We start from the raw sequence: 20,802 nt of genomic DNA, 5'->3' as shown, positions 1-20,802 counted from the left end.
CGGGGTTCTTGCCCCAGTAGTAATACAGCGCGGTGTTGCCCATCTCGACCGTGCCGCTCTGCACCGCATCGAGCACCTGCAGGCCCGGCACGATTTCGCCGGCGGCGAACGGCTGGATCTGGAATTTGTTGTCGGTGACTTCGGCAACGCGCTTGCAGAAATACTCGCAGCCGCCGTACAGCGTATCGAGCGCCTTCGGCCAGCTCGCGGCCAGGCGCCACCTGATTTCGGGGTTTGACTGCGCAATGGCAGGCGCTGCGACCGCAGCGCTTGCCGCCAGACCCACGCCACCTGCTTTCAAGAAATCACGACGTTTCATTCGCTTCCTCCGTTGTGCCGAGTTTCCGGCGACGAGTGCGATCTTGGTGTCGCTTTTTTCGCCGACGATCGGCGTTTTGTTATCTGAAACCTGGCTTCCCGAACCCCTGCCTTGGGAAGTTGCGAAAAACCGAACGTTCTAAAATTCCAGACTGCGGGCAGGATGGCCAATCGGTCCTCAGGAATCAAGCCGGATCAGGGGGCATCGCGGCTCAATGCATGTGCGAAAGGGCAAGAGTTAACGCCAAATCTTGCACCAAAGTCGTATGGGCTGCCCATTCCCTGGGCGAGGCTTTCCTTTCGGGGCTGCCGGCCGCCGCCGTCATCTGCTACTCAAGCTGCGCAAATCGCACCGGAGAACGTGTGAATGGCCAAGAAAGTAATCGTCGCGGGCGCGACGGGGCTCGTGGGAAACGCGGCGTTACGCCATTTTGGCAGCGTCGGAGGATGTGAAGTAATCGCGCTCTCGCGCCGCAAGCCGCGGGAATTGTATGGTGCCCGCCACGTCCCGATCGATCTGACCGATCCGGCTCAATGCACGCAAGCGGCGACCGAGCTGCACGGCGCAACCCATCTGATCTTCGCCGCGCTCTATGAGGCGCCGAACCTGGTCGACGGCTGGCGCGATCCGCACCAGATCGACACCAACGACCGGATGCTGCGCAACCTGATGACCGCGCTCGAGCCGACCGCGCCGCAGCTCAGGCACGTCGCGCTGCTACAGGGGACCAAGGCTTACGGCTCCCATGTCCGCCCGCTCAAGGTGCCGGCACGCGAAGGCCGCTCGGAAATGTACGAGCAGCCGAATTTCTATTGGGCGCAGGAGAATTTCCTGCGGGACTTGCAGAAGGGCAAGTCCTGGCACTTCAGCATCCTGCGTCCGGTGCTGATCGTTGGCCTCGCCATGGGCGGCGCGATGGACCTGATCCCGCCGCTTGGCGTGTACGCCGCCATTTTGCGCGAGCAGGGACGCGATCTCGACTATCCCGGCGGCGCGCCGCGGGTGGGGCAGGCGGTCGATGTCGATCTGCTGGCGCGCGCGATCGCCTGGTGCGGCGAATCGGACGCCGCGCGCAACGAAGCCTTCAACGTCACCAATGGCGATGTTTACACCTGGGAGAACATCTGGCCGGCGATCGCCGATGGGCTCGGCATGAGGCCCGGCAAGGCCGCGCCGCTGTCGATGGCGCAGGAATACAAGAACTGGATCGCGCCATGGAACGAGCTGCGCCGCAAACACAATCTGATTGCACCTGGCCTGGAAGAATTCGTCGGCCTGTCCTTCCAGTACGCCGATTACCAGATGCGCTATGGTCAGACCGAACCAGGTCCGGCGTCGATCTCCTCGACGGTGAAGATCAACCAGGCCGGCTTCACCGAGATGATGGATACCGAAGCGATGTTCCGGAGTGGTTCAGGCTGGCACGCGAGCAGCGTCTATTGCCATAACTGCTTCCGCGGAAGCCGCTGTACCCCCTCGCCCCGCTCTTGCGGGGAGAGGGTTGGGGGTGAGGGGTAGTGCGGCATCGGGACTCGCAGAGAGTCCCCTCACCCGGATTGCATTTCATGCAATCCGACCTCTCCCCGCAGGCGCGGAGAGGTGGAAGTGGCGCCGAAGGTCGCTTCCATCGCCTTGCGTGTCTTTACCGCATCGCTACTTGCGTCGAACTCGACGTCGCTCCAGCGCACCACCTCGCCGTGGGCGACGTTGTTCTTCAGCTTGACGCGATGCGCCAGCCCGATCGGCAGTGCGCCGGCGGCGAGGCTTGCCGCTGCCGGCATCAACTTGCCCCACACGGTGTAGCCGCCTTCGCCGTCGAGCATTTCGCCGGCACGCAGGTCGCGCTTGGCGATGGATGCAACGTCGCCGCGGAATCCATGCGGCTGGCCGGTCGGCTCGCCCCGCAGCGCCGCCGACAGGATCGAGATGTTCAGCTCCAGCCCGATCAGGTGATACGGCTTGTACATCGCCGCGTAGCGCCCGCTGGCGTCGGTCTTGAGGCCATATTGCCTGAAGCAATCGGCGGCGTAATCGTTCGGCGCTTCCAGCACGACATAGACGCCCCAGCGCAGATCGCGGAACACCGGCCGGCCGTCGCGCTCCAGCGAGGACACCACTTCCACCACACCGGATTTGTCCAGCACGCCGCCCTTTTCGCGCGGCCGCATCACATGCGGCAGATCGTCGACGCCGCAGGGCGGAAACAGTAGGCCGCCAGTGGGTACGTCGAGGGTGCAGGCGTTGGCGATGGCGGCCATCTCGATCGCCGATTTGGTGCCGTCGAGGAACGAGTTGAACATCTGCGGATTCATGCCGGCCGATTGCGCTTCGGCGGCGGTGAGCCCGTAATGGCCCCACACGCCCTCCGGCGTCACATCGTGATAGGCCGGCAAATATTTTGTGCCCTTGCCTGCGGCGACCACGCGAAAACCTGTCGCACGCGCCCAGTCGACCATTTCGGCGGTCAGCGCCGGCTGGTCGCCATAAGCCAGCGAATAGACCACGCCGCCCTTGCGCGCTTCTTCCGCCAGCAACGGCCCCGCCAGCACGTCGGCTTCGACATTGACCATCACGACATGCTTGCCCGCCGCGATCGCCGCGCGGGCATGCTTGATTCCAACCGCGGGATTGCCGGTCGCCTCCACCACCACATCCATCGCGCCGCCCGCGATGGCGCGGGCGCCGTCATCGGTGAAGGCCGTGGCGGCGATCCGCGCCTCATCCCACCCGACGGTGCGGCAGGCCTCGCGCGCACGGTCGCGGTCGATGTCGATGATGACTGATACCTCGAGCCCCGGCGTGTGCGGTACCTGCGACAAAAACATCGAGCCGAATTTGCCGGCGCCGATCAGCGCGACGCGGACAGGCTTGCCGGCGGCGCGGCGGGCATTGAGGAGATGGAAAAGGTTCATGATGCATTGATCCGGCTATCGTGTCCCGGACGCGATGCAGCGCGTAAGCGCTGCTTCGCAGAGCCGGGGCCCATGGGTTCATTATAGAATGGGCCCCGGCTCTGCGGCGCAACGTTTCACATTGCACCGCATCCAGGGCACGAGAGTGTTACTCCGCCGCCTGCTTCGGCGCTCGCGCCAGCCGCACCAACGCATCGTCATCCACGGTCTGGATCGGCGTGAAGTCGCGATGCGCAATGTATTCCGGCCGCGTCGGCGTGCGGATGTAGTTCGAGACCGCGTTCAGCGTCAGATACACGATCTTGCGCGGGTAGGGCGTGATGTTGCCGGCCGAGCCGTGCACGAGATTGCCGTGGAACATCAGCATGCCGCCGGCCTTGCCGGTCGGCGCGACGATGCCGCCTTCCTTGACCAGTCGTGTCACAGTCTCCTCGTCCAGCGTCCACAGCGGGTAGGACGTGGTCTCCAGATCATGCGAGGCCTTGAGGTCGCCGGCATGCTGGCTCTTCGGCACCAGCATCAGGGGGCCGTTGATCGGCATCACCTCGTCGAGGAAGATCGCGATGTTCATCGCGCGCGGCAGCGGCATGCCGTCGTCGCGCTTCCAGGTGCCGTAGTCCTGGTGCCACTGCCAGACGTCGCCGGTGAAGGCGGCTTTCGCGTTGATCTTGAATTGATGCATGTAGAGCTTTTCGCCAAAGATCTGCTCGATCGGCTCGATCATGCGCGGATGCGCGCCCAGCAGTCCGAACGCCTCGTTGTAGAGATGGGCGGCAAAGGCCGTACGCGGCGCGCCGCTCTTTTCGCGCCAGACTTCCGGGCGATCGGCATCGTAGATGCTGACCGCCTCGCGGGCGAGGAAGTCGACCTCTTCCTGGCTGAACAATTCAGGCAGGAACAGCCAGCCTTCGCGGTTGAAATAGTCGATCTGCGCTTGATTGAGTTTCATGGTCTTTCCTCCGCTGTTCTTGTTTTCTTGAACCGGCGGCTAGGCCGCCTCGTCGCTTGCTCTCAGTCGTTCCTCGGTCATTCGTCCGGCGCCGAGCGCATGCGCCAGCGCAGCGCTTTCGGCGGCCTTGGCGTTGCCGGACAGGATGTGCGCGGCAATCGTCTCATGCTCGGTCCAGGCGCTTTCGCGGTAATCGAGCTCGGCAAGCACGGTCGCCATCGAGCGGCACATGTGCGGCCATTGCGGCGCAATCATCTCCTCGATCGCGGGATTGCCGGACAGCCGATAGATCGCGCAATGGAAATCCACGTCGCGGGCAATCAGTTGCGCCAGCGGCGTCTTGCCATCAATGTTGTGCCCGGCTCGAACCGCGACCTCGAACTGTGCCCGTCCGGACGCATCGGTCTTTACCCGCGCCGCCGCGAGCCGCGCCGCCAGCGCATCGATCGCGCCGCGCACTTCGTAGAGCTGGCGGATGCGCAGCGGATCGAGCTGTGTGACCTCAAAGCCGCGGCGGCCGCTTTCGGAGACGAGCCCCTGTCGGTGCAGCAGATGCAGCGCATGCGAAACCGGCTGGCGCGACACGCCCAGCTTGTCGGCGAGTTCATTCTGGCGAATGCGGTGCCCCGGCGGCAGCGACCGGTCGATGATCGCCTCCAGGATCCGCGCATAGACCTGGTCGATCAGGTTCGGAAGCGGGTCGAGCGGGATCATGCCGGGTGTTCCAATTGGAATACGGAATTCCGTATTTTTAGACCTAGGTCAGGTCGCAGTCAAGCCTTCGGCTGCGGGGAGGGGCGGCCCCGCGCTATGCTCGGCCGCACTGGGGGCGATCGGAGGGTCGTCATGAGCAACGACGCAGCCGGTTTCACCGGCAGTATTCCGCAATATTACGATCAAGGCCTCGGCCCGATCATCTTTGCCGAGTACGCCGCCGATACCGCCCGACGCGCGGCCGCGACCAACCCATCGAGGGTGCTGGAAACGGCGGCTGGCACCGGCATCGTCACCCGAAAGCTGCGCGATGCGCTGGCTGCCGGCGCGCATCTGACGGCGACCGATCTCAATCCGCCGATGCTCGAAATCGCGCGCAGCAAGTTTCGCGCCGACGAGCAGGTTGCGTTTCAGCCGGCGGATGCCCTTGCGCTTCCCTTCGCCGACAACAGCTTCGACGCCGTCGTATGCCAGTTCGGCGTGATGTTCTATCCGGACAAGCCGAAATCGTTCTCCGAGGCCTATCGCGTCCTCAGTCCTGGCGGCCGCTATTGGCTCAGCGTCTGGGACTCGCATCGGTACAACCCGTTCGGGCGGATAACACACGAGGTTGCGGGGCGGTTCTTCTCCGTCGATCCGCCACAGTTCTACAACGTTCCGTTCTCCTGTCATCAGATCGATCCGCTCAAGGAATACCTGACCGCTGCCGGCTTCGGCGATATCGGCATCGCCGTGATCAGGCAGGAGAGAAGGATTCCCGATATCGCGGCGTTTGCGCACGCGGCAGTGCATGGCAACCCGCTGATTGATCAGGTCCGCCAGCGCGGCGGCGTCGACCCGCAGCAGATAGTCGACGCGCTAGCGCAGGAATTTCGTCGCGAGTTCGGTGATCCCGGGCGCATGGCGATCCAGGCCATGATTATCTCCGCGAAGAAACCTTCATGACCCGGACCGGCAGGAGAGGGGGCGAAGAACTTCGAGTTTCTATTTCTTCTTGCCCAGCTCCGTCAGCATCCGCGTCATCAGATAGAGCCGCGGAATGATCGAGCCGGCGTCTATAAACTCGTCGCGGGCATGGTAGCCCCAGCCGGTGAGGCCAAAGCCCTCCACCACGATTGCCTTGCCGGAGCGATTGGCATAGCCGGCGTCGGTGGCGCCGCCGGTCATCTCGATGATGTCGAGGGTGCGATTGATCTCGGCATAGATCGTCTGCCCCTCTTTGGCGAGCGCACGGCCGCGATCCGTTGAGACGAAGGGCGGCCGTCCCGCTTCGATCCTCATGGTCGTCTCGGTGTCAGGCACGAGCTTTTGCTTCACCTTCTCGTCAATTGCGGCCTGTAACTTCTGTAAGCCGCCGGGAACGGTCACGCGGATGTCGGCGCCGGCCGTCGCCCGCTCGGGGATCTGGTTGCGCACCGTGCCGGCCTGCGCCGTGGTCCAGTTCAGTTGCGTGCCGGGTATCGATGCCGCGATGTCGCGGGTTTGCAGCAATTGATGCGAGAGTTCGATCAGCGCGTTGCGGCCGAGCTGCGGCGCGGCGCCGGCATGCGAGGCTTTGCCCTTTACTTCCATCGTTCCGGTCGCCGTGCCGCTGGCGCCGAGCAGGAGGCCGTCATTTCTGGCCGCCACCCCCGCGGCTCCCATCGGCTCGCAGGACAACACCACGTCGTGCTGGTCCGCGATATCGGAAATGAGCTCGCCCGAGCCGATCGATCCGATTTCCTCGTCGGGATTGAACAGCACGGTCAGTTTTGCGTAGTCGCGCCAGCCGGCTTCGCCGAGGATTTTCAGCGAATGCAGGATCACCGCGATGCCGCCTTTATCGTCGGCGATGCCCGGGCCGTAGATGCGGTTGCCGTCGACCCGGTAGGGCTGTGAGCCCAAGATGCCCCTGGCATAGACGGTGTCCATATGCGCGATCAGCATCAGTTTTCTGGTGCCGGTGCCCTCGAACGTCCCGATCACGATATCGGCGCCGGGGCCGCGCGCCACCTTGCGCCGCTCGGTTTTCGCGCCGAGCGCTTTCAGCCGCGCTTCGGTAAAGTCGGCCATTCTGGTGAGGCCCTCGACGTCGGCGCTGCCGGATTCGATCATCACCATGTCGCGCAGCGTGTCGATCAGGGCTGGCTTTGCCGCCTCCGCGCTTGCGCGCAGCTTCTCATCGGGTGCCGCGAATGCCGAAGTTGAAGCAAGCGCAAGGACGAACAGGGCAGTCGAGGCAAGGCGACGGATAGGCGCGTGCATGATGTTTCTCCGCTTCTCCGTTGAGACTAGCATCAGGCCCGACGCCAGACCACGGCCAAGCGCTACAGCATCTCCACATCGAACTCTGCGATGCGGTCCGCGTCGGCCACCGCCTCCACCGCCGCGATCCGATCGCCGGCAATGGTGAGCCGCACGACGATGCGCAATTGTCCGCCGAGGATGACCGCGATCGCCGGCGCGCCATCGACCAGCGCCGTTCTTGCCGCCTGCGCACGTCCCTTGAAGGCTGCGGCGACCGCCGGTGCGCCGCGCATTTCCGCAAGCGAGCCAAGGCGCTGTGCGGCCTCATCGGCGCGGAAGCGCACATCGGGATCGAGCACCGCGAGCAGGCCCTCGAAATCGCCGTTGCGGGACGCCGCTATGAAGGCGTCGACGATCTTGCGCTGCCGACCCAGATCGGCGTCGGGCGGCGGCGCGCCCTGCACGCGCCGACGGGCACGGCTGGCGAGTTGGCGGGCGGCAGCCGGCGTGCGGCCGACGATCGGAGCGATCTCTTCGAAGGGCACCGCGAACATGTCGTGCAGTACAAACGCGAGCCGTTCGGCCGGCGCCAGCGTCTCCAGCACCACCAGCAGCGCGGCGCCGACGGAGTCGGCCATCTCGGCATCGCGTCCATGCGTGTCGTCCGCGACGGGTTCGGGCACATGCGGCCCCATCGGCTCCTCGCGCCGCGATTTACGCGCGCGCAGCATGTCGAGGCACACCCGCGCGACCACCGTCGTCAGCCAGCCGCCGAGATTTTCCACCGCGCTGGTGTCGGAGCGGCTGAGCCGCAGCCAGGTTTCCTGAACGGCGTCATCGACCTCGGCGGTCGAGCCCAGCATGCGGTAGGCCACCGCGCGCAGATGGGCCCGCTTGGCCTCAAACTTTTCCGCCAGAAATTTTGTCTCGTCCATCGGTCACATTCCCTGATCGCGCTCCGTCACGGTCATGACGAACGAAACCCGGCCGATGTGACAGAGATCGGCAGGGAACGTCAAAAGGAAAACCAGATATGGAGAAAGACCAATGCAAGCCCGCATGAATCACCCGGTCGCGGTCATTCCCGATGCCATGAAAGCGCTACATGCGCTCGGCGATTTGCCCAAGAACAGTCTGCCGGAAAAGCTGCTGGAACTGGTGCATCTGCGCGCCAGCCAGATCAATGGCTGTAGCGTCTGCGTCGACATGCACCCGAAAATCGCGAAAAAGGCCGGCGAGACCGACGAGCGTCTATTCGCGGTAGCGGCCTGGCGCGAGGCCCCCTACTTCAGCGCGGCCGAGCGCGCCGCGCTGGCGCTGACGGAGGCACTGACGCGGATTTCCGATCGTGCCGATCCGGTGCCGGATGAAATCTGGAGCGCCGCCGACAAGCAGTTCGACGAGGCGGAACTCGCTGCGCTGATCCTCGCCATCGCCAATATCAATGTCTGGAACCGGCTTAATGTCGTGGTGCGCCAGCCGGTCGGCGCGTGGAAGGTGTGAGACGTCGGTCCTTTCTTACCCTCTCCTCTTGTGGGAGAGGGTGGACGCGATGCGGCAACATCGCGGACGGGTGAGGAGTCTGTCTCCGCGGACGCAGACTCCTCATCCGGCGCTTCGCGCCACCTTCTCTCACAAGGGGAGAAGGGAAGGGATGCTAATCCGCCAGGAATTTCAAAACAGCCCCGCAAAACTGCTGCGGCGAGTCGTCGAACATCCAGTGTTTGGCGCCGTCAACCATCGCCGTCCGCGAGTTCTCGAAATGCTGCGCGAGCACGCGATGAACGATCGAAAGGCTTCCCGTCGTATTGGCGCCACCGATGAACAGTGTCGGCGTATGGATCGATTGCGCCTGCGCCAGAGTGAACGGCTTGCGGCCTTCGCCGGCCTGACCGAGCAGCGTGAAAGCGTTGTCGCGCAATTGCTGCTTGGCGGCGGCCGGCAGGCGTCCCCAGGCGCCGTCACCGTCGATCGCATCGACGAACAGTTTTAGCGCGCCGTCGATGTCGCCGCCCCTGATGCTCTTCAGCACGACGGGCATGGCGATCGAGAGCGGCATCGGCGGAGGCGGCGGCGCATTCGGCTGCAACAGCGACGCATCGAGATCGCCGCCCGGCTCGGCCAGCACCAGCCTGCGCAACAGGTCGGGCCGCTGCTCGGCGATCCGGAACGCGATGTGACCGCCGCGGGAATGTCCGAGCAGGTCGACCGGCCGCGGCGAAATCTGCTCGAGGAAGGCGAGCACGTCGGACACGTGCTGCGCCATCTTGTAATCGTCGCCGACGCCGTCCCAGTGTTCGGGAAAAAAGCGCCGCAGGCTTACCGCGATCACGCGGTGCTTGCGCGACAGCGGACCCATCACCGAATTCCAGGTGCGGAAATCGCCTAACGTGCCGTGCACCAGCACCAGCGGCGGGCCATTCCCCAATTCGAGATAGGCCATATCGTAACCATTGACCTTGATTGTCTGCATACTTCAGCTCGCCAAAAAATCCAGTACGACTTCGGAAAATTTCTGTGGCGCCTGTTCGAACATCGGATGCGTCGTGTTCGGAATCATCACCGTCGTCGCATCGGGAACATGCGCTGCCAGCGCATGCAGCACTTTCGGCAGCAGGCCCTTAGTCTTTTCGCCGCCGATGAACAGCGTCGGCATTTGGATCGATTCGGCATCCGCTTTGGAGAATGGCGGCCGCTCGTCCCTGACCTGGCCGATCAGCGTGGTCGCATTGTCGAGCAGGCCCTGCTTCATTGCGGGCGGCAGCCGTTGCCAACGGCCCGCACCTTCCAGCGTGTCGACGAAGAAAGCAAGCCCGCCCTCGATATCGCCGGCCGCGATCCTGTCCGCCGCAGTCGTAAACCGCGCCAGCAGCGGCGAGGGTCCGCCCTTGAAACCGGGGTCGAGCGAGGCATCGATCTCGCCGCCGGGCTCGGCGAGGATCAGTCTGTGCAGCAGGGCCGGGCGCAGCTGCGCGACGCGGAACGCGATGTGTCCGCCGCGGGAATGGCCCATCAAAGTGACCGGACCAGCATCGAGTTTCTCGATGAAAGCTGCGAGGTCGTCGACATGCTGCGCGATCGAGTAGGTATTGCCCGTGCCGTCCCATTGCTCGGGGAAGAAATGCCGCAGGCTGACGCAGATCACGCGATGCTGCGTCGACAACGGACCGATCACGCAACTCCAGATGCGGAAATCGTTCAGCGACCCGTGCACGCAGACGAGTGGCGGTCCCTCGGCGTGGCCGACATCGAGATAGGCCATGTCATATCCGTTGACGCGCAGGGTTTGCATGGGGTGCCGGAAAACCGAGAAGGAGGGGCCGCCATAATTTCATGGAAGAGCACCCCTGCCCATGGCCGAAAAGCGCCAGTAGGCCCGATTTCCGCAGGGAACACAGGCTGTTGATGCCGCAAAATCCTTTCGGGATTCGGGTGGATAGCAACTATTTCCAAGCCTAGATTCCGGGCCAGCATCAAGCTCATGACTGGAGCGCAAGGAATCAGGAGCGAGCCATGACCGGCCAGCATTTTGCGATTTTCGAAAGCGCGATCGGGACCTGCGGAATCATCTGGGGCGAGCGCGGCATATCAGGCGTGCAATTGCCGATGGGCAACGAGGAAAAGACCCGCAAGCGGATCCTCCAGCGCAACGGCGAGGTGACGGAAGCGCCGCCGCCGACGGAGGTGCAGAGCGCGATCGACGCGATGGTCGAACTGCTCGCGGGCAAGCCGAACGATTTGCTCGAGATCGAACTCGATCTCGACGGCGTGCCGGAGTTCAACCGCGGCGTCTACGACATCGCGCGGAAGATTCCGCCGGGCCAGACCATGACCTATGGCGATATCGCCAAGAAATTGGGCGGCGTCGAACTGTCGCGCGACGTCGGCCAGGCGCTGGGCCGCAACCCCTGTCCGATCGTGGTGCCGTGCCACCGCGTGCTGGCGGCCGGCAACAAGCCCGGCGGCTTCTCGGCCAATGGCGGCGTGGTGACCAAGCTGAAGATGCTGGCGATCGAGGGCGCCGCGGTGAACCACACGCCGAGCTTGTTTGACTAGCGTTTTCTTCCCTCTCCCCTTGTGGAAGAGGGTGCGATCGCGAAGCGAGCGCGAGTGAGGGGTCTCTATCCGCGGAGACAGACCTCTCATCCGTCGCGGACTGCGTTCGCGCCATCTTCTCCCACAAGGGGAAGAAGGGAAAAGCCCGCTACACCGCCTCGCAGGAAAACCCGTCGCCCCAGCGCCTGATCTTCCCGACCGACGGCGAAGGGAAATGCGCCGTGCAGCACAGCGTTTCGGTGTCGCAATAGCGCTCCAGGAAACTGCGCCGTGTCTTCGCGGCGTCCGCCGGATCGACGTCGAATTTCACCGACATCTCGGGATAGCGGGTCTGGATCGGGGAATGCATGAGATCGCCGGAGAATACGGCGTCGTCCCTGCCTCGGCCAAGGACGAAGGCCGAGTGGCCGGGCGTGTGCCCCGGCGTCGGCAGGATGCGGACGTGATCGCCGATCTGGTGATCGTTGGCGACGGCCTCGAAACGCCTGGCTTCCACGATCGGCAGCACGCTGTCCTCGATCACCGGCACAGGCGTCTTGGCATGCACGCCCATCCAGTAATCGAACTCCGTCTTGCCGAACACGTAGCGGGCCTTCGGGAAGGTCGGCACCCAGCGGCCGTTCGCCAGCCGCGTGTTCCAGCCGACGTGATCGACATGCAGATGCGTGCACATCACATAGTCGATATCGGCGACGGAAAATCCTGCGGCGGCGAGGCCCCGCATATAGGTGTCGTCGGTCTTCATGTTCCACTTCGGCCGGGTCGGGCGCGGCTTGTCGTTGCCGATACAGCTATCGACCAAGATGGTGTGGTGCGGCGTCTTCACGACGTAGGACTGAAAGCAGAGGACCAGCACGTCCTCGCCATCCAGCGCGTTCGAGGCCTGCATCCAGGCGCGATTCTCCGCCAGTACGTCCGGCGTCAAGTCCGGCAGCATTTCGAGCGCGGGCAGGAAGGTGGTCTCCTGCTCGATGATGCGATGGATGGTGAGATCGCCGGCTTTGAATGTGAGGTTCATGGCATTTCCGTTTCTTCTGTTCAGTGCTTGTCGAGCGCTGCCGGGAGGACGACGTTGGCCAGAATATCCATCGCGGCGAGGCCTTCCTTCGGCTTGCCGTATTGCGAAGCTGTGGTGACCATGACGAGATCAAACTCAGGCGCGACGAAGATCCGCTGTCCGCCCCAGCCGAACGCGGCCACCCATTGCACTTCCTTTCCGCGCGCGAGCGAGCGGCCGATCCACCACTGATAGCCGTAGAACATCGTTCCGCCGAAATAGCCGGCGGCCTGGAAACGCGGCGTGATGGATTTTTCGATCCAGTCCGCCGAAACGATGGGCTTGCCGTTCCACGTCCCGCGGTTGAGCACAAGCTGGCCGATTTTCGCCGCATCGCGTGGGCGCAGGCGCAGGCCGGCTGCTGCGGCGGGCTTGCCATTTCTCGGATAATTCTTCCATTCGAAGTCGGTGACATCGAGCGGCCCGAACAGGGCTTCGCGGGCAAACGCTTCCAGCTTCTTTCCGGATGCGCGTTCGAGAATGCTGCCGAGCAGGTCCGTCCCACCGCCATTGTAGACCCATAGCGTGTCCGGGGGTGCGGCAATCGGTTTTGAAAGCACGTAGCCAAGCGGATCGGGATCGAAGGCGAGGTGGGGTTCGTCGTTCCTCGGATCGCTCCAACCGAGCGTCTCGTCCCACTTGATGCCGGAGGACATCGTCAGGAGCTGGCGAATGGTGATCGCATCCCATCCGGCCTGCTTCACCACCTGATATTCCGGGAAGAATTTCACGACGGACTCATCGGCGCTTGCGATCAGCTTGTGGTCGATCGCGATGCCCACCAGCAGCGAAGTCACGCTTTTCGATGCCGAGCGCATGTCGTGCCTGGTCGTCGGCGTGAATTCGTGCCGCGCTTCTTTCTCGCCCCACGGCTGGTCCAGCCCCGGGAAATACTGCTCGAATACCAGTTTGCCGTGGCGGACGACGACCACGGAGTGAACCTCCGAACCCGTGAGTTGCAGACGCGCGGCGATGGTGCAGAGGCGCTCGCCATCCATCCCGGCGCTTTCGGGCGCGGCCGTCACCCAACCGTCGTCGAGCGATGTCGGAGATCCGCAGGCAAGATTTCGTTGGCCAGGCGACATCTGGTTCTGTCCCCATGCCGCGGAAGCGATGAGCGAGAACAAGGCGCCAAGCCAGAGATAGTGAAGGCGAGGGAGATGGTGGCGCATGTCGGTCACTCCCTCGCAAATCTCTACTCTACGCCGGCGGCGGCACCGAGATATTCACCGACGGCCGCTCCAGCATCTTCTGATGGAATTTGTCGAGTTTGGGGTAGGCCTTGCGCCAGCCGCAATCGGCAAAGCGGTAATCGGCATAGCCGAGCACGCAAACAAGGCCGATCTGCACGATGTCGAACGGACCGCCCAGCACGTCATCGCGGCTCTCGAACCGCGCCATGCCGGTCCATGCCCGGTTCCAGTGGTCGTCGCTCCACGCTTGCCATTGCAGGCCCTGCGGCCGTACGGCCTTTTCGTAGCGGCACAGCAGCATGGAATCGAGCATGCCCTGAATCAGCGAATGATCCGTCTTCACCTGCCAGCGCTTGCGCCCGTAGCCGGGGATCAGCGCACCGCCTGCGGTCTCGTTGAGATATTCGACGATCACGTAGGAATCGAGAATGACGTCGCCGTCATTGGTGATCAGCACCGGCAGCTTCTTCAGCGGCGAGATTTTGGAATATTCCTCGTTGACCGTTCCGGGCGCGACGGTGGAGGGAATCATCTCGATCTTGTCGATCAGCCCGAGCTCGATCGCGGCAATGCGCACCTTGCGGGCAAAGGGCGAGGCGGGAGAGAAGGTGAGTTTCATGAGTGGTTCCAAATGGTCCATTGGAAATTGGAACGTCATTGCAAGGAGCGAGGCGACGAAGCAATCCATAGCTCCGCAAGCGGATAGATGGATTGCTTCGCTTCGCTCGCAATGACGGTGGAGTGTGCGCTCAGGCCGCAACAATCTCCTGGCGCTGCTCGCCGAGGCCCTCGATGCCCAGCGTGACGACGTCGCCGACATTGAGGAATTGCGGCGGCTTCATGCCGGTGCCGACGCCGGGCGGGGTGCCCGTGGTGACGATGTCGCCGGGCAGCAGGGTCATGAACTGCGAGACGTAGGAAATGCACTTGGCCATGGTGAAGATCATGGTCGAGGTCGATCCGGTCTGGCGGCGCTGGCCGTTGACGTCGAGCCACATCGACAGTTTCTGCACGTCCGCGATCTCGTCCTTGGTCGCAACCCACGGGCCGACCGGGCCGAAGGTGTCGTGCGATTTGCCCTTGGTCCACTGTCCGAGGCGCTCGATCTGGAAATTGCGCTCGGAAACGTCGTTGCAGCAGCAATAGCCGGCGACGTGATTCAGCGCATCGGCTTCCGAAACATATTTGGCGCGGGTGCCGATGATGGCTGCGATCTCGACTTCCCAGTCGAGCTTGGTCGAGCCGCGCGGCTTTTCGACCGCGTCGTTCGGACCCGACAGCGCCGTGTTGGCCTTGATGAAGAAGATCGGCTCGGTCGGGATCGGCGAGCCCGTCTCCTTGGCATGGTCGACGTAGTTCAGGCCGATGGCGACGAATTTGGAGATGCCGGTAACGGGAGCGCCGAAGCGCGGCTTGCCGGAGACGGCGGGCAGCGAGGCCGGGTCGATCGCAGCCAGCTTCTTCAGGCTGTCAGGCGAATAGGCCGCGCCATCCAGGTCCTTCACATGGGCCGAGAGGTCGCGCAACTGGCCGGATTTATCGATCAGGCCGGGCTTTTCCGCACCCTTTTCGCCGTAACGCACAAGCTTCATTTTTCAGCACTCCCTTGAGGGTCTTGGTTTGACTGATGCCTTCTTGGCAGCGTTCATGGAACAGCGCGGGCGGGATTGCAATGGCCTCTCGCCTGCGCTGCTGCAACGCAGCACCCCTCATCCTGAGGAGGCCGCAAAGCGGCCGTATCGAAGGATGGGCCGCGGGTAAAATTGGGGCCTTCATGGTTCGAGACGGCGCTTACGCGCCTCCTCACCATGAGGGTCTAAGCGAGCGCAATGAACTTGAAGGCGTCGCCCTCGCGCCTGATGTGGCCGGCGTTGAAATGCCCGCCGATCACCAGCACGGGCGTGTCGGCGAAGCGCGAAAACAGCTCGCGCCGGGTCGCCGGCGATTGGGTGGGATCGCTATCCGCGGTCGAGGACCAGTCCAGATGCGCCATCTGGCAGGGGTGGTGGGCAACGTCCCCCGTCAGCAGGCCCTCTTCGCCGTCGGACCTGATGTGGATGCTCATATGGCCGGGGCTGTGGCCCGGGGTGGGGATCAGCGTGATCTCGTCGGCGAGTTTTGCATCGCTGGCGACCAGATCGGCCTTGCCGGCATCCGCGATCGGCTTCACCGAGTCGTTGAAGACGGCGATATGCGCCGGCTCCTCGCTGTGGTCGCGCCAGTGCTCATATTCGGTCTTGCCGAACACGTAGCGCGCGTTCCTGAACGTCGGCACCCATCTGCCGTCCACGAGGCTGGTGTTCCAGCCGACGTGATCGACATGCAGATGCGTGCACAGCACGGTGTCGATGCTGTCAGGTGGAAAGCCCGCGGCGGTCAGCCTGTCCAGAAAGGGATCCTTGCGGTTGTTCCAGGTCGGAACGTTGCGGCCCTGCTTGTCATTGCCAAGGCCGGTGTCGACGATGATCCGCCGCGTCGGCGTCTCCACGACAAGCGAATGGATCGACATTTTCAGCCGGCCCTCTTCATTGGCGAAGTGCGGGATCAGCCAGGGCAGTTTCTGGATTTCCTCGTTGGTCGCGAGCGGCAGGATGAAGCGCGTGTGACCCAACGTCTCGAGCTCGACGACCTTCGTTATCTTGACCCTGCCTACCTTCCACTGCATCCGGCGTTTCCCTCGTTTCTTGTTATCGCGCGCAATCGACGATGACGGTCCCGAGCTTGTCGCCCTTCTCGACCGCCAGATGCGCCTGCGCCGTATCTGACAGCGCGAACTGACCGGCGATGTTGTGAATGCGCATTCCCGCCGCGAGCCATTTGGTGATGTCGGCTTGCGCAGCCGCGAGCAGCGGCGGCGGCAGCGCGAACAGCACCAGCGCGCGCACCGCAATGCATTTTTCCATCAGCTCGCGCATCGGCACCACGGGCGTGCGGTTGCCGTTGGTCGCGTAGATCGCGATGGTCGAATTCATGCCCATCAATTTCAGCGTAGTCTCGATATTGCCGCCGAAATCGACGTCGACGACGCGGTCCACGCCGCGCCTTCCCGTGAAGGCCATCGCCTTCTCGACCACGTCGTCGTTCCTGTAGTTGATCACGAGATCGGCGCCGGCCAGCCGCGCCTGTTCGGCCTTGGCCGCCGAACTGACCGTCGCGATCACCCGCGCGCCGCCCCATTTTGCCAGTTGCACCGCATAGTGGCCGACCGCGCCGGCGCCGCCGGTGACCAGTACGGTCTTGCCCGCAATCGGTCCGTCGCCGAACAGGCAGCACCAGGCGGTCATGCCGGGGATGCCGAGGGTCGCACCTTGCGCGAAGGTGAGATTGTCCGGCAGCGGCGTCACGAGGTGCTCGGCCAACGCGATGTATTCGGCGGCGGTACCGAACGCTCTGCCGTTGCGCTGGCCGTTGAACAGCCAGACGCGCTGGCCGGTGCTCAACCGCGTCACGCCATCGCCGATCTGGTCGATAATCCCTGCGCCGTCGCTGTTCGGAATCACACGCGGATATTCCATCGCGCGATAGGTGCCGCCGCGGCGGCCGACATCGGCGGGATTGACGCCCGATGCCTCGAGCCTGATCCGCACCTCACCGGGTCCCGCGACCGGCGTCGGCATCTCACCATAGGTGAGAACGTCCGCCGCCGGTCCCGTGCGTTCGTACCAGATCGCTCTCACAGCGTTCCCGGGAACGCGCCGCCGTCGAGCAGGATGTTCTGGCCGGTGATGAAGCCGGCTTTGTCGGCGCAAAGGAATGCGCAGGCGAGGCCAAACTCCTCGGGATCGCCGAAGCGGCCGGCCGGATTTTCCTTGGCGCGTTCCGCCAGCCGCGCCTCATGCGTGATGCCGCGCTTCTCCGCTTCGGATTTTGCGGTGTTGCGCAGCCGGTCGGTCAAGAACGGGCCCGGCAACAGGCCGTTGATGGTGACGTTATTGATGACGGTTTTCCGCGAGAGACCCGCGACGAAGCCGGTGAGGCCGGCCCGCGCGCCGTTGGAGAGGCCGAGAATTTCGATCGGCGCCTTCACCGCGGCCGAGGTGATGTTGACGATGCGGCCGAATTTTCGCGCCATCATGCCGTCGACCGTCGCCTTGATCAGCTCGATCGGGGTCAGCATGTTGGCGTCGATGGCCTTGATCCAGTCGTCTCGCGTCCAGTTGCGGAAGTCGCCGGGCGGCGGGCCGCCGGCATTGTTGATCAAAATGTCCGGCTCGGGACAGGCTTTCAGCACGTCTGCGCGCCCCGCCGGCGTCGTGATGTCGCCGACGATCTCGGTGACGGTCACGCCGGGGCTTTTCTTCCGGATTTCGTCGGCAGTCGCCTTCAGCGCCTCGGCGCCGCGCGCCGTCAGCGTGACATGAACGCCTTCACCGGCGAGCGCGATGGCGCAGGCGCGGCCAAGGCCCTTGCTGGAGGCGCAGATGATGGCGCGGCGGCCTTTGATCCCAAGATCCACTGTTTCACTCCCGTGATTTCGGATGATTATTGAGGTCGGACGGCGGCACCATAGCCAACCTCCGCGGCCCTGATAAGGGACCGCGCGCGGCAGAAATGCATGACGGCGGGAAGAGGGAGCATAATCCGGAAAAGTGGGCACCGGCTTTCCGCAAGATTATGCTCAAAGCAAAAAGCTTCAGATGTGCCGCTCTTTTTTCATCCGCTCGATGGTGGCGGTGAGGTCGGGCGGCAGCGACCGGATGCCGCTCTGTCCGGCGGCGGAGAACAGCGGCCGCAATTGCGAGCCGTTCAGGAACGCTGGCTGCTTGGCCGCCGGCACGAGCTGATCGAAAATGAGGACGAACGTGGTCGCGACCAAGCCGACGCGAACCGCGCCCAGCGCCGCGCCGCCGAGACGGTCGCCGATGCCGGTCTCGGAGCCGATGGCATCGTCCAGCGCCATCCGCGCCATTTTTCCCAGCCCCATCCCTGCGAACAGGAACGTGGCGAAGAAGATCACCCAGTTTTGCGAAAGCGGCGCGGCAAACTGGCCGCCGAGTTGCGGCGCGACCATCGTCATGATCCACGCGCTCAGCGGCATCGCAACCAGATAGGCGAGAATGGTGATCGCGCTGCGCAAAAGGCCGGTGTTGAAGCCAGTCACGATGGCGATGACCAAACCAAGATAGACGACGATATCGAAACTGTTCATGTGGCACTTCCAACAGCGCCTTTCCATGCCCTAGGTTCGTCAAGGAACCGGCCGCGCGATCGCTAAAATTGTCGGTATCGGCGCAGCCGTTTGGTTCCGACAGCTCTCGTGATAACTCTCTCGTCATTGCCGGGCTTGACCCGGCAATCCACCTCGCATGAAAGATTTTTTCCGAAGATCGATGGATGCCCGGATCAAGTCCGGGCATGACGAGCGGTTATTCAGTTCGCCCGCATCTCCGCCTTGATCATGTCGGCGGCCTTCTCGCCGATCATGATGGTCGGCGCATTGGTATTGCCGCCGATCAGGGTCGGCATGATCGAGGCATCGACCACGCGCAATCCCTCCATGCCATGCACCTTCAGCCGTGAATCGACCACCGCCAGGGGATCGCTGCCCATCTTACAGGTGCCGACCGGGTGATAGACGGTATCCACGCGCTCGCGCAGGATTTTTCGGATGTCATCGTCGGTGCGCACGCCCTCGGTGAACATGTCCTTTTTCTGGATCGCTCGCAGCGCCGGCGTCTCCAGCAGCCGCTTGGTGATCTTGTAGCCGCCGACCATGGTTTCGAGATCATCGGGATCGCCGAGGAAATTCGGATCGATCAGGGGCGCGGCCATGGGATCGGCGCTATGAAGCCCGACATGTCCGCGGCTCTTCGGCCGCAACTGGCAGACGTGCAACGAGAAGCCGGTGCCCCGGTGACGCTTGCGGCCGTGATCGTCGGTCAGCGCCATGCCGAAATGCAGTTGCACGTCGGGAATCTCGAGGTCGGGCCTGGTCTTCAGAAAACCGCCGCATTCGGCGAAGTTCGACGTCATCGGACCGCGGCGCTCGCGCCGGTACTGGCGGATCGCGCGCAACAGTCGCGGCATTCCCTTCAGCGAGAGCCCGTTGAAGTTGGGATTGTCGGACATGTAGCCGAACACGAAGTCAGGATGATCCTGTAGGTTCTGACCGACGCCGGGCAGGTGATGCACGCTGGCGATCCCGTGCTTGCCGAGTTCTGTGCCGTCCCCGACGCCAGAAAGCATCAGCAGTTGCGGGCTCTGGAACGCGCCGCCGGCAACGATCACCTCGCGCCGCGCGCGCAGTTGCTTCAACTCCTTGCCTTGCCGGTATTCGACGCCGACCGCGCGCTTGCCTTCGAACAGGATGCGGGTGGCGTGGGCGCCGGTCTCGACCCGCAAATTGGCACGGCTGCCGATATGCGGATGGACATAGGCGCGCGCTGCGCTCCAGCGTTCGCCGTTCTTCTGCGTCACCTGATAGATGCCGAGGCCTTCATGGTCCTCGCCGTTGAAATCCTCGCGGATCCGGAACTGGCCTTCCTGCGCCGCCTGTATGAAGATCTGCTGCACGGGGTTGTCGGTACGCAGCCGGTTGACGGCCAGCGGGCCGCCCTTGCCGTGATACTCGCCGCCGAAATCGGCATTGTCCTCGGCGCGCTTGAAGTAGGGCAATACGTCGGCATAGGACCAGCCGGGATTACCCAGCGAAGCCCAGTGATCATAGTCGCTGCGATGGCCGCGGATATAGACCATGGCGTTGATCGCGCTTGAGCCGCCGAGCCCCTTGCCGCGGGGCTGATAGCCGATGCGGCCGTTGAGGCCGGCCTGCGGCACCGTGGCGAACGCCCAGTTGTTGATGTTGCCGGTGACCATCAGCGCGAGCGCAAAGGGCGTGGTGACCACCCAATTGTCGTTCCTGCCGCCGGCATCCAGCAGCGCCACCGAGGTGTCCGCGTTCTCCGAAAGCCTCCCCGCCAACGTGCTCCCGCCGGAGCCGGCGCCCACCACCACGAAATCGAATGTATCCGTCACGCGTATCCCCCATCATTTTTGCAGTGAAGCTCCGCTTTTCGGCCGTTTCTGGCAAGAGCGGTTCCCCATTCCGATTTTGAGCCGGAAAACCCGTGATTTAGCTGTCACAAAATCCTCAAAACCGGACCTTTTGCCCTTTCCAAAGGGGATCAGCGTTGATACATACGCCCCGCACCCGTTGGCGATGCCCGGGTTGCCTTCTCAGGAAGCCTCCGGAACGGGACGATCGGCGCTGCAAGCGCGGGCCGGGTTCGTTTCCGGCCCGGTTTTTGGAAGGCGCGCAACGGTTAACGCGGGGTGGAGCAGCCCGGTAGCTCGTCAGGCTCATAACCTGAAGGTCATAGGTTCAAATCCTATCCCCGCAACCAAACAACCCTTCCAGGCCAACGGCTTGGAAGGGT

General features: G+C 63.6%; 21 protein-coding genes and 1 tRNA gene (1 of these 22 running past the window's edge). 5 read left to right on the top strand and 17 right to left on the bottom strand.

The window, feature by feature from the left end; translation table 11 throughout:
* Nucleotides 1–319, bottom strand: the beginning of a protein-coding gene (locus tag JQ628_RS07985; RefSeq protein ID WP_212221648.1) for a TRAP transporter substrate-binding protein. The gene continues 773 nt to the left of window position 1, outside the view; 319 of the gene's 1,092 nt are visible here — the first part of the coding sequence; the start codon lies at nt 317–319; its stop codon lies off the left edge, out of view.
* A gap of 366 nt (nt 320–685) precedes the next feature.
* On the opposite strand from JQ628_RS07985, the gene JQ628_RS07980 reads away from it, so the two are divergent.
* The gene (locus JQ628_RS07980) at nt 686–1,837 is read left to right on the top strand and encodes an SDR family oxidoreductase (protein ID WP_249127608.1); all 1,152 of its coding nucleotides are present in this window, start codon (nt 686–688) and stop codon (nt 1,835–1,837) included.
* A gap of 29 nt (nt 1,838–1,866) precedes the next feature.
* On the opposite strand, the gene JQ628_RS07975 is transcribed toward JQ628_RS07980, so the two are convergent.
* From JQ628_RS07975 to JQ628_RS07965, 3 genes are all read right to left on the bottom strand, one after another.
* Nucleotides 1,867–3,231, bottom strand: coding sequence for an NAD(P)H-dependent oxidoreductase (locus JQ628_RS07975; RefSeq protein WP_249127605.1), 1,365 nt, complete (start codon nt 3,229–3,231; stop codon nt 1,867–1,869).
* 148 nt (nt 3,232–3,379) lie between these two features.
* The gene (locus JQ628_RS07970) at nt 3,380–4,180 is read right to left on the bottom strand and encodes a phytanoyl-CoA dioxygenase family protein (RefSeq protein WP_212221646.1); all 801 of its coding nucleotides are present in this window, start codon (nt 4,178–4,180) and stop codon (nt 3,380–3,382) included.
* Nucleotides 4,181–4,219: 39 nt separating this feature from the next.
* The gene (locus JQ628_RS07965; protein WP_212221643.1) at nt 4,220–4,894 is read right to left on the bottom strand and encodes a GntR family transcriptional regulator; all 675 of its coding nucleotides are present in this window, start codon (nt 4,892–4,894) and stop codon (nt 4,220–4,222) included.
* 132 nt (nt 4,895–5,026) lie between these two features.
* Between JQ628_RS07965 and JQ628_RS07960 the strand changes: the two genes are divergently transcribed.
* Nucleotides 5,027–5,839 (top strand): class I SAM-dependent methyltransferase, encoded by an 813-nt coding sequence (locus tag JQ628_RS07960; protein ID WP_212221641.1) that lies wholly within the window; start codon nt 5,027–5,029, stop codon nt 5,837–5,839.
* Between the two features lie 39 nt (nt 5,840–5,878).
* Here the strand turns inward: JQ628_RS07960 and JQ628_RS07955 are convergent, their stop codons facing one another.
* Together JQ628_RS07955 and JQ628_RS07950 are read right to left on the bottom strand one after the other, a co-directional pair.
* Nucleotides 5,879–7,138 (bottom strand): M20/M25/M40 family metallo-hydrolase, encoded by a 1,260-nt coding sequence (locus tag JQ628_RS07955; RefSeq protein ID WP_212221639.1) that lies wholly within the window; start codon nt 7,136–7,138, stop codon nt 5,879–5,881.
* 62 nt (nt 7,139–7,200) lie between these two features.
* Nucleotides 7,201–8,055, bottom strand: a complete 855-nt coding sequence (locus JQ628_RS07950) for a sigma-70 family RNA polymerase sigma factor (RefSeq protein WP_212221637.1) — start codon at nt 8,053–8,055, stop codon at nt 7,201–7,203.
* A gap of 112 nt (nt 8,056–8,167) precedes the next feature.
* Between JQ628_RS07950 and JQ628_RS07945 the strand changes: the two genes are divergently transcribed.
* The gene (locus JQ628_RS07945; RefSeq protein ID WP_212221635.1) at nt 8,168–8,623 is read left to right on the top strand and encodes a carboxymuconolactone decarboxylase family protein; all 456 of its coding nucleotides are present in this window, start codon (nt 8,168–8,170) and stop codon (nt 8,621–8,623) included.
* Between the two features lie 154 nt (nt 8,624–8,777).
* Here JQ628_RS07945 and JQ628_RS07940 read toward each other — a convergent pair whose 3' ends face one another.
* Complete coding sequence (locus tag JQ628_RS07940) at nt 8,778–9,593, bottom strand: alpha/beta fold hydrolase (protein ID WP_212221633.1); 816 nt, start codon at nt 9,591–9,593, stop codon at nt 8,778–8,780.
* Nucleotides 9,594–9,596: 3 nt separating this feature from the next.
* Nucleotides 9,597–10,412, bottom strand: a complete 816-nt coding sequence (locus JQ628_RS07935) for an alpha/beta fold hydrolase (RefSeq protein ID WP_212221631.1) — start codon at nt 10,410–10,412, stop codon at nt 9,597–9,599.
* Nucleotides 10,413–10,633: 221 nt separating this feature from the next.
* Between JQ628_RS07935 and JQ628_RS07930 the strand changes: the two genes are divergently transcribed.
* A complete protein-coding gene (locus JQ628_RS07930) occupies nt 10,634–11,176 on the top strand; it encodes a methylated-DNA--[protein]-cysteine S-methyltransferase (protein ID WP_212221629.1) in 543 nt (180 codons plus the stop codon).
* Between the two features lie 148 nt (nt 11,177–11,324).
* Here JQ628_RS07930 and JQ628_RS07925 read toward each other — a convergent pair whose 3' ends face one another.
* The 9 genes from JQ628_RS07925 to JQ628_RS07885 all read right to left on the bottom strand — a co-directional run bounded on the left by JQ628_RS07925 (nt 11,325) and on the right by JQ628_RS07885 (nt 20,401).
* The gene (locus tag JQ628_RS07925) at nt 11,325–12,194 is read right to left on the bottom strand and encodes an MBL fold metallo-hydrolase (RefSeq protein ID WP_212221627.1); all 870 of its coding nucleotides are present in this window, start codon (nt 12,192–12,194) and stop codon (nt 11,325–11,327) included.
* A 20-nt stretch (nt 12,195–12,214) separates the two neighbouring features.
* On the bottom strand, nt 12,215–13,405 hold the full coding sequence (locus JQ628_RS07920) for a serine hydrolase domain-containing protein (RefSeq protein ID WP_212221624.1): 1,191 nt from the start codon (nt 13,403–13,405) through the stop codon (nt 12,215–12,217).
* 28 nt (nt 13,406–13,433) lie between these two features.
* Complete coding sequence (locus JQ628_RS07915; protein WP_212221622.1) at nt 13,434–14,045, bottom strand: glutathione S-transferase family protein; 612 nt, start codon at nt 14,043–14,045, stop codon at nt 13,434–13,436.
* 130 nt (nt 14,046–14,175) lie between these two features.
* Nucleotides 14,176–15,018: a fumarylacetoacetate hydrolase family protein gene (locus JQ628_RS07910; protein ID WP_212221620.1), complete on the bottom strand. Its 843-nt coding sequence runs from the start codon at nt 15,016–15,018 to the stop codon at nt 14,176–14,178.
* A 224-nt stretch (nt 15,019–15,242) separates the two neighbouring features.
* Entirely contained in the window at nt 15,243–16,091 is an 849-nt protein-coding gene (locus JQ628_RS07905; protein WP_212221619.1) for an MBL fold metallo-hydrolase, read from the bottom strand.
* A gap of 22 nt (nt 16,092–16,113) precedes the next feature.
* Nucleotides 16,114–17,103 carry an NADPH:quinone reductase gene (locus JQ628_RS07900; protein ID WP_212221617.1) on the bottom strand — a complete coding sequence of 330 codons (990 nt, stop codon included), beginning with the start codon at nt 17,101–17,103 and terminating at the stop codon, nt 16,114–16,116.
* Nucleotides 17,100–17,882: an SDR family oxidoreductase gene (locus JQ628_RS07895; protein ID WP_212221615.1), complete on the bottom strand. Its 783-nt coding sequence runs from the start codon at nt 17,880–17,882 to the stop codon at nt 17,100–17,102. The genes JQ628_RS07900 and JQ628_RS07895 overlap by 4 nt, the downstream gene beginning before the upstream one ends.
* 177 nt (nt 17,883–18,059) lie before the next feature.
* Entirely contained in the window at nt 18,060–18,575 is a 516-nt protein-coding gene (locus tag JQ628_RS07890; protein ID WP_212221613.1) for a CvpA family protein, read from the bottom strand.
* A gap of 221 nt (nt 18,576–18,796) precedes the next feature.
* Nucleotides 18,797–20,401: a GMC family oxidoreductase gene (locus tag JQ628_RS07885; RefSeq protein WP_212221611.1), complete on the bottom strand. Its 1,605-nt coding sequence runs from the start codon at nt 20,399–20,401 to the stop codon at nt 18,797–18,799.
* 291 nt (nt 20,402–20,692) lie between these two features.
* Between JQ628_RS07885 and JQ628_RS07880 the strand changes: the two genes are divergently transcribed.
* Nucleotides 20,693–20,769 (top strand) — tRNA-Met (locus JQ628_RS07880).
* Nucleotides 20,770–20,802 lie beyond the last annotated feature (33 nt).

It is taken from the genome of Bradyrhizobium lablabi (assembly GCF_018129385.1).
Lineage (GTDB): Bacteria > Pseudomonadota > Alphaproteobacteria > Rhizobiales > Xanthobacteraceae > Bradyrhizobium > Bradyrhizobium lablabi_C.
The sequence above is the reverse complement of the archived record's forward strand: the minus strand, read 5'-3'. Positions and strand labels throughout refer to the sequence as shown.

What these genes read in the sequence shown, in the direction of transcription:
- JQ628_RS07980 (WP_249127608.1), top strand. Translation starts at nt 686, where the DNA reads ATGGCCAAGAAAGTAATCGTCGCGGGCGCGACGGGGCTCGTGGGAAAC.
- JQ628_RS07975 (WP_249127605.1), bottom strand. Translation starts at nt 3,231, where the DNA reads ATGAACCTTTTCCATCTCCTCAATGCCCGCCGCGCCGCCGGCAAGCCT.
- JQ628_RS07970 (WP_212221646.1), bottom strand. Translation starts at nt 4,180, where the DNA reads ATGAAACTCAATCAAGCGCAGATCGACTATTTCAACCGCGAAGGCTGG.
- JQ628_RS07965 (WP_212221643.1), bottom strand. Translation starts at nt 4,894, where the DNA reads ATGATCCCGCTCGACCCGCTTCCGAACCTGATCGACCAGGTCTATGCG.
- JQ628_RS07960 (WP_212221641.1), top strand. Translation starts at nt 5,027, where the DNA reads ATGAGCAACGACGCAGCCGGTTTCACCGGCAGTATTCCGCAATATTAC.
- JQ628_RS07955 (WP_212221639.1), bottom strand. Translation starts at nt 7,138, where the DNA reads ATGCACGCGCCTATCCGTCGCCTTGCCTCGACTGCCCTGTTCGTCCTT.
- JQ628_RS07950 (WP_212221637.1), bottom strand. Translation starts at nt 8,055, where the DNA reads ATGGACGAGACAAAATTTCTGGCGGAAAAGTTTGAGGCCAAGCGGGCC.
- JQ628_RS07945 (WP_212221635.1), top strand. Translation starts at nt 8,168, where the DNA reads ATGCAAGCCCGCATGAATCACCCGGTCGCGGTCATTCCCGATGCCATG.
- JQ628_RS07940 (WP_212221633.1), bottom strand. Translation starts at nt 9,593, where the DNA reads ATGCAGACAATCAAGGTCAATGGTTACGATATGGCCTATCTCGAATTG.
- JQ628_RS07935 (WP_212221631.1), bottom strand. Translation starts at nt 10,412, where the DNA reads ATGCAAACCCTGCGCGTCAACGGATATGACATGGCCTATCTCGATGTC.
- JQ628_RS07930 (WP_212221629.1), top strand. Translation starts at nt 10,634, where the DNA reads ATGACCGGCCAGCATTTTGCGATTTTCGAAAGCGCGATCGGGACCTGC.
- JQ628_RS07925 (WP_212221627.1), bottom strand. Translation starts at nt 12,194, where the DNA reads ATGAACCTCACATTCAAAGCCGGCGATCTCACCATCCATCGCATCATC.
- JQ628_RS07920 (WP_212221624.1), bottom strand. Translation starts at nt 13,405, where the DNA reads ATGCGCCACCATCTCCCTCGCCTTCACTATCTCTGGCTTGGCGCCTTG.
- JQ628_RS07915 (WP_212221622.1), bottom strand. Translation starts at nt 14,045, where the DNA reads ATGAAACTCACCTTCTCTCCCGCCTCGCCCTTTGCCCGCAAGGTGCGC.
- JQ628_RS07910 (WP_212221620.1), bottom strand. Translation starts at nt 15,018, where the DNA reads ATGAAGCTTGTGCGTTACGGCGAAAAGGGTGCGGAAAAGCCCGGCCTG.
- JQ628_RS07905 (WP_212221619.1), bottom strand. Translation starts at nt 16,091, where the DNA reads ATGCAGTGGAAGGTAGGCAGGGTCAAGATAACGAAGGTCGTCGAGCTC.
- JQ628_RS07890 (WP_212221613.1), bottom strand. Translation starts at nt 18,575, where the DNA reads ATGAACAGTTTCGATATCGTCGTCTATCTTGGTTTGGTCATCGCCATC.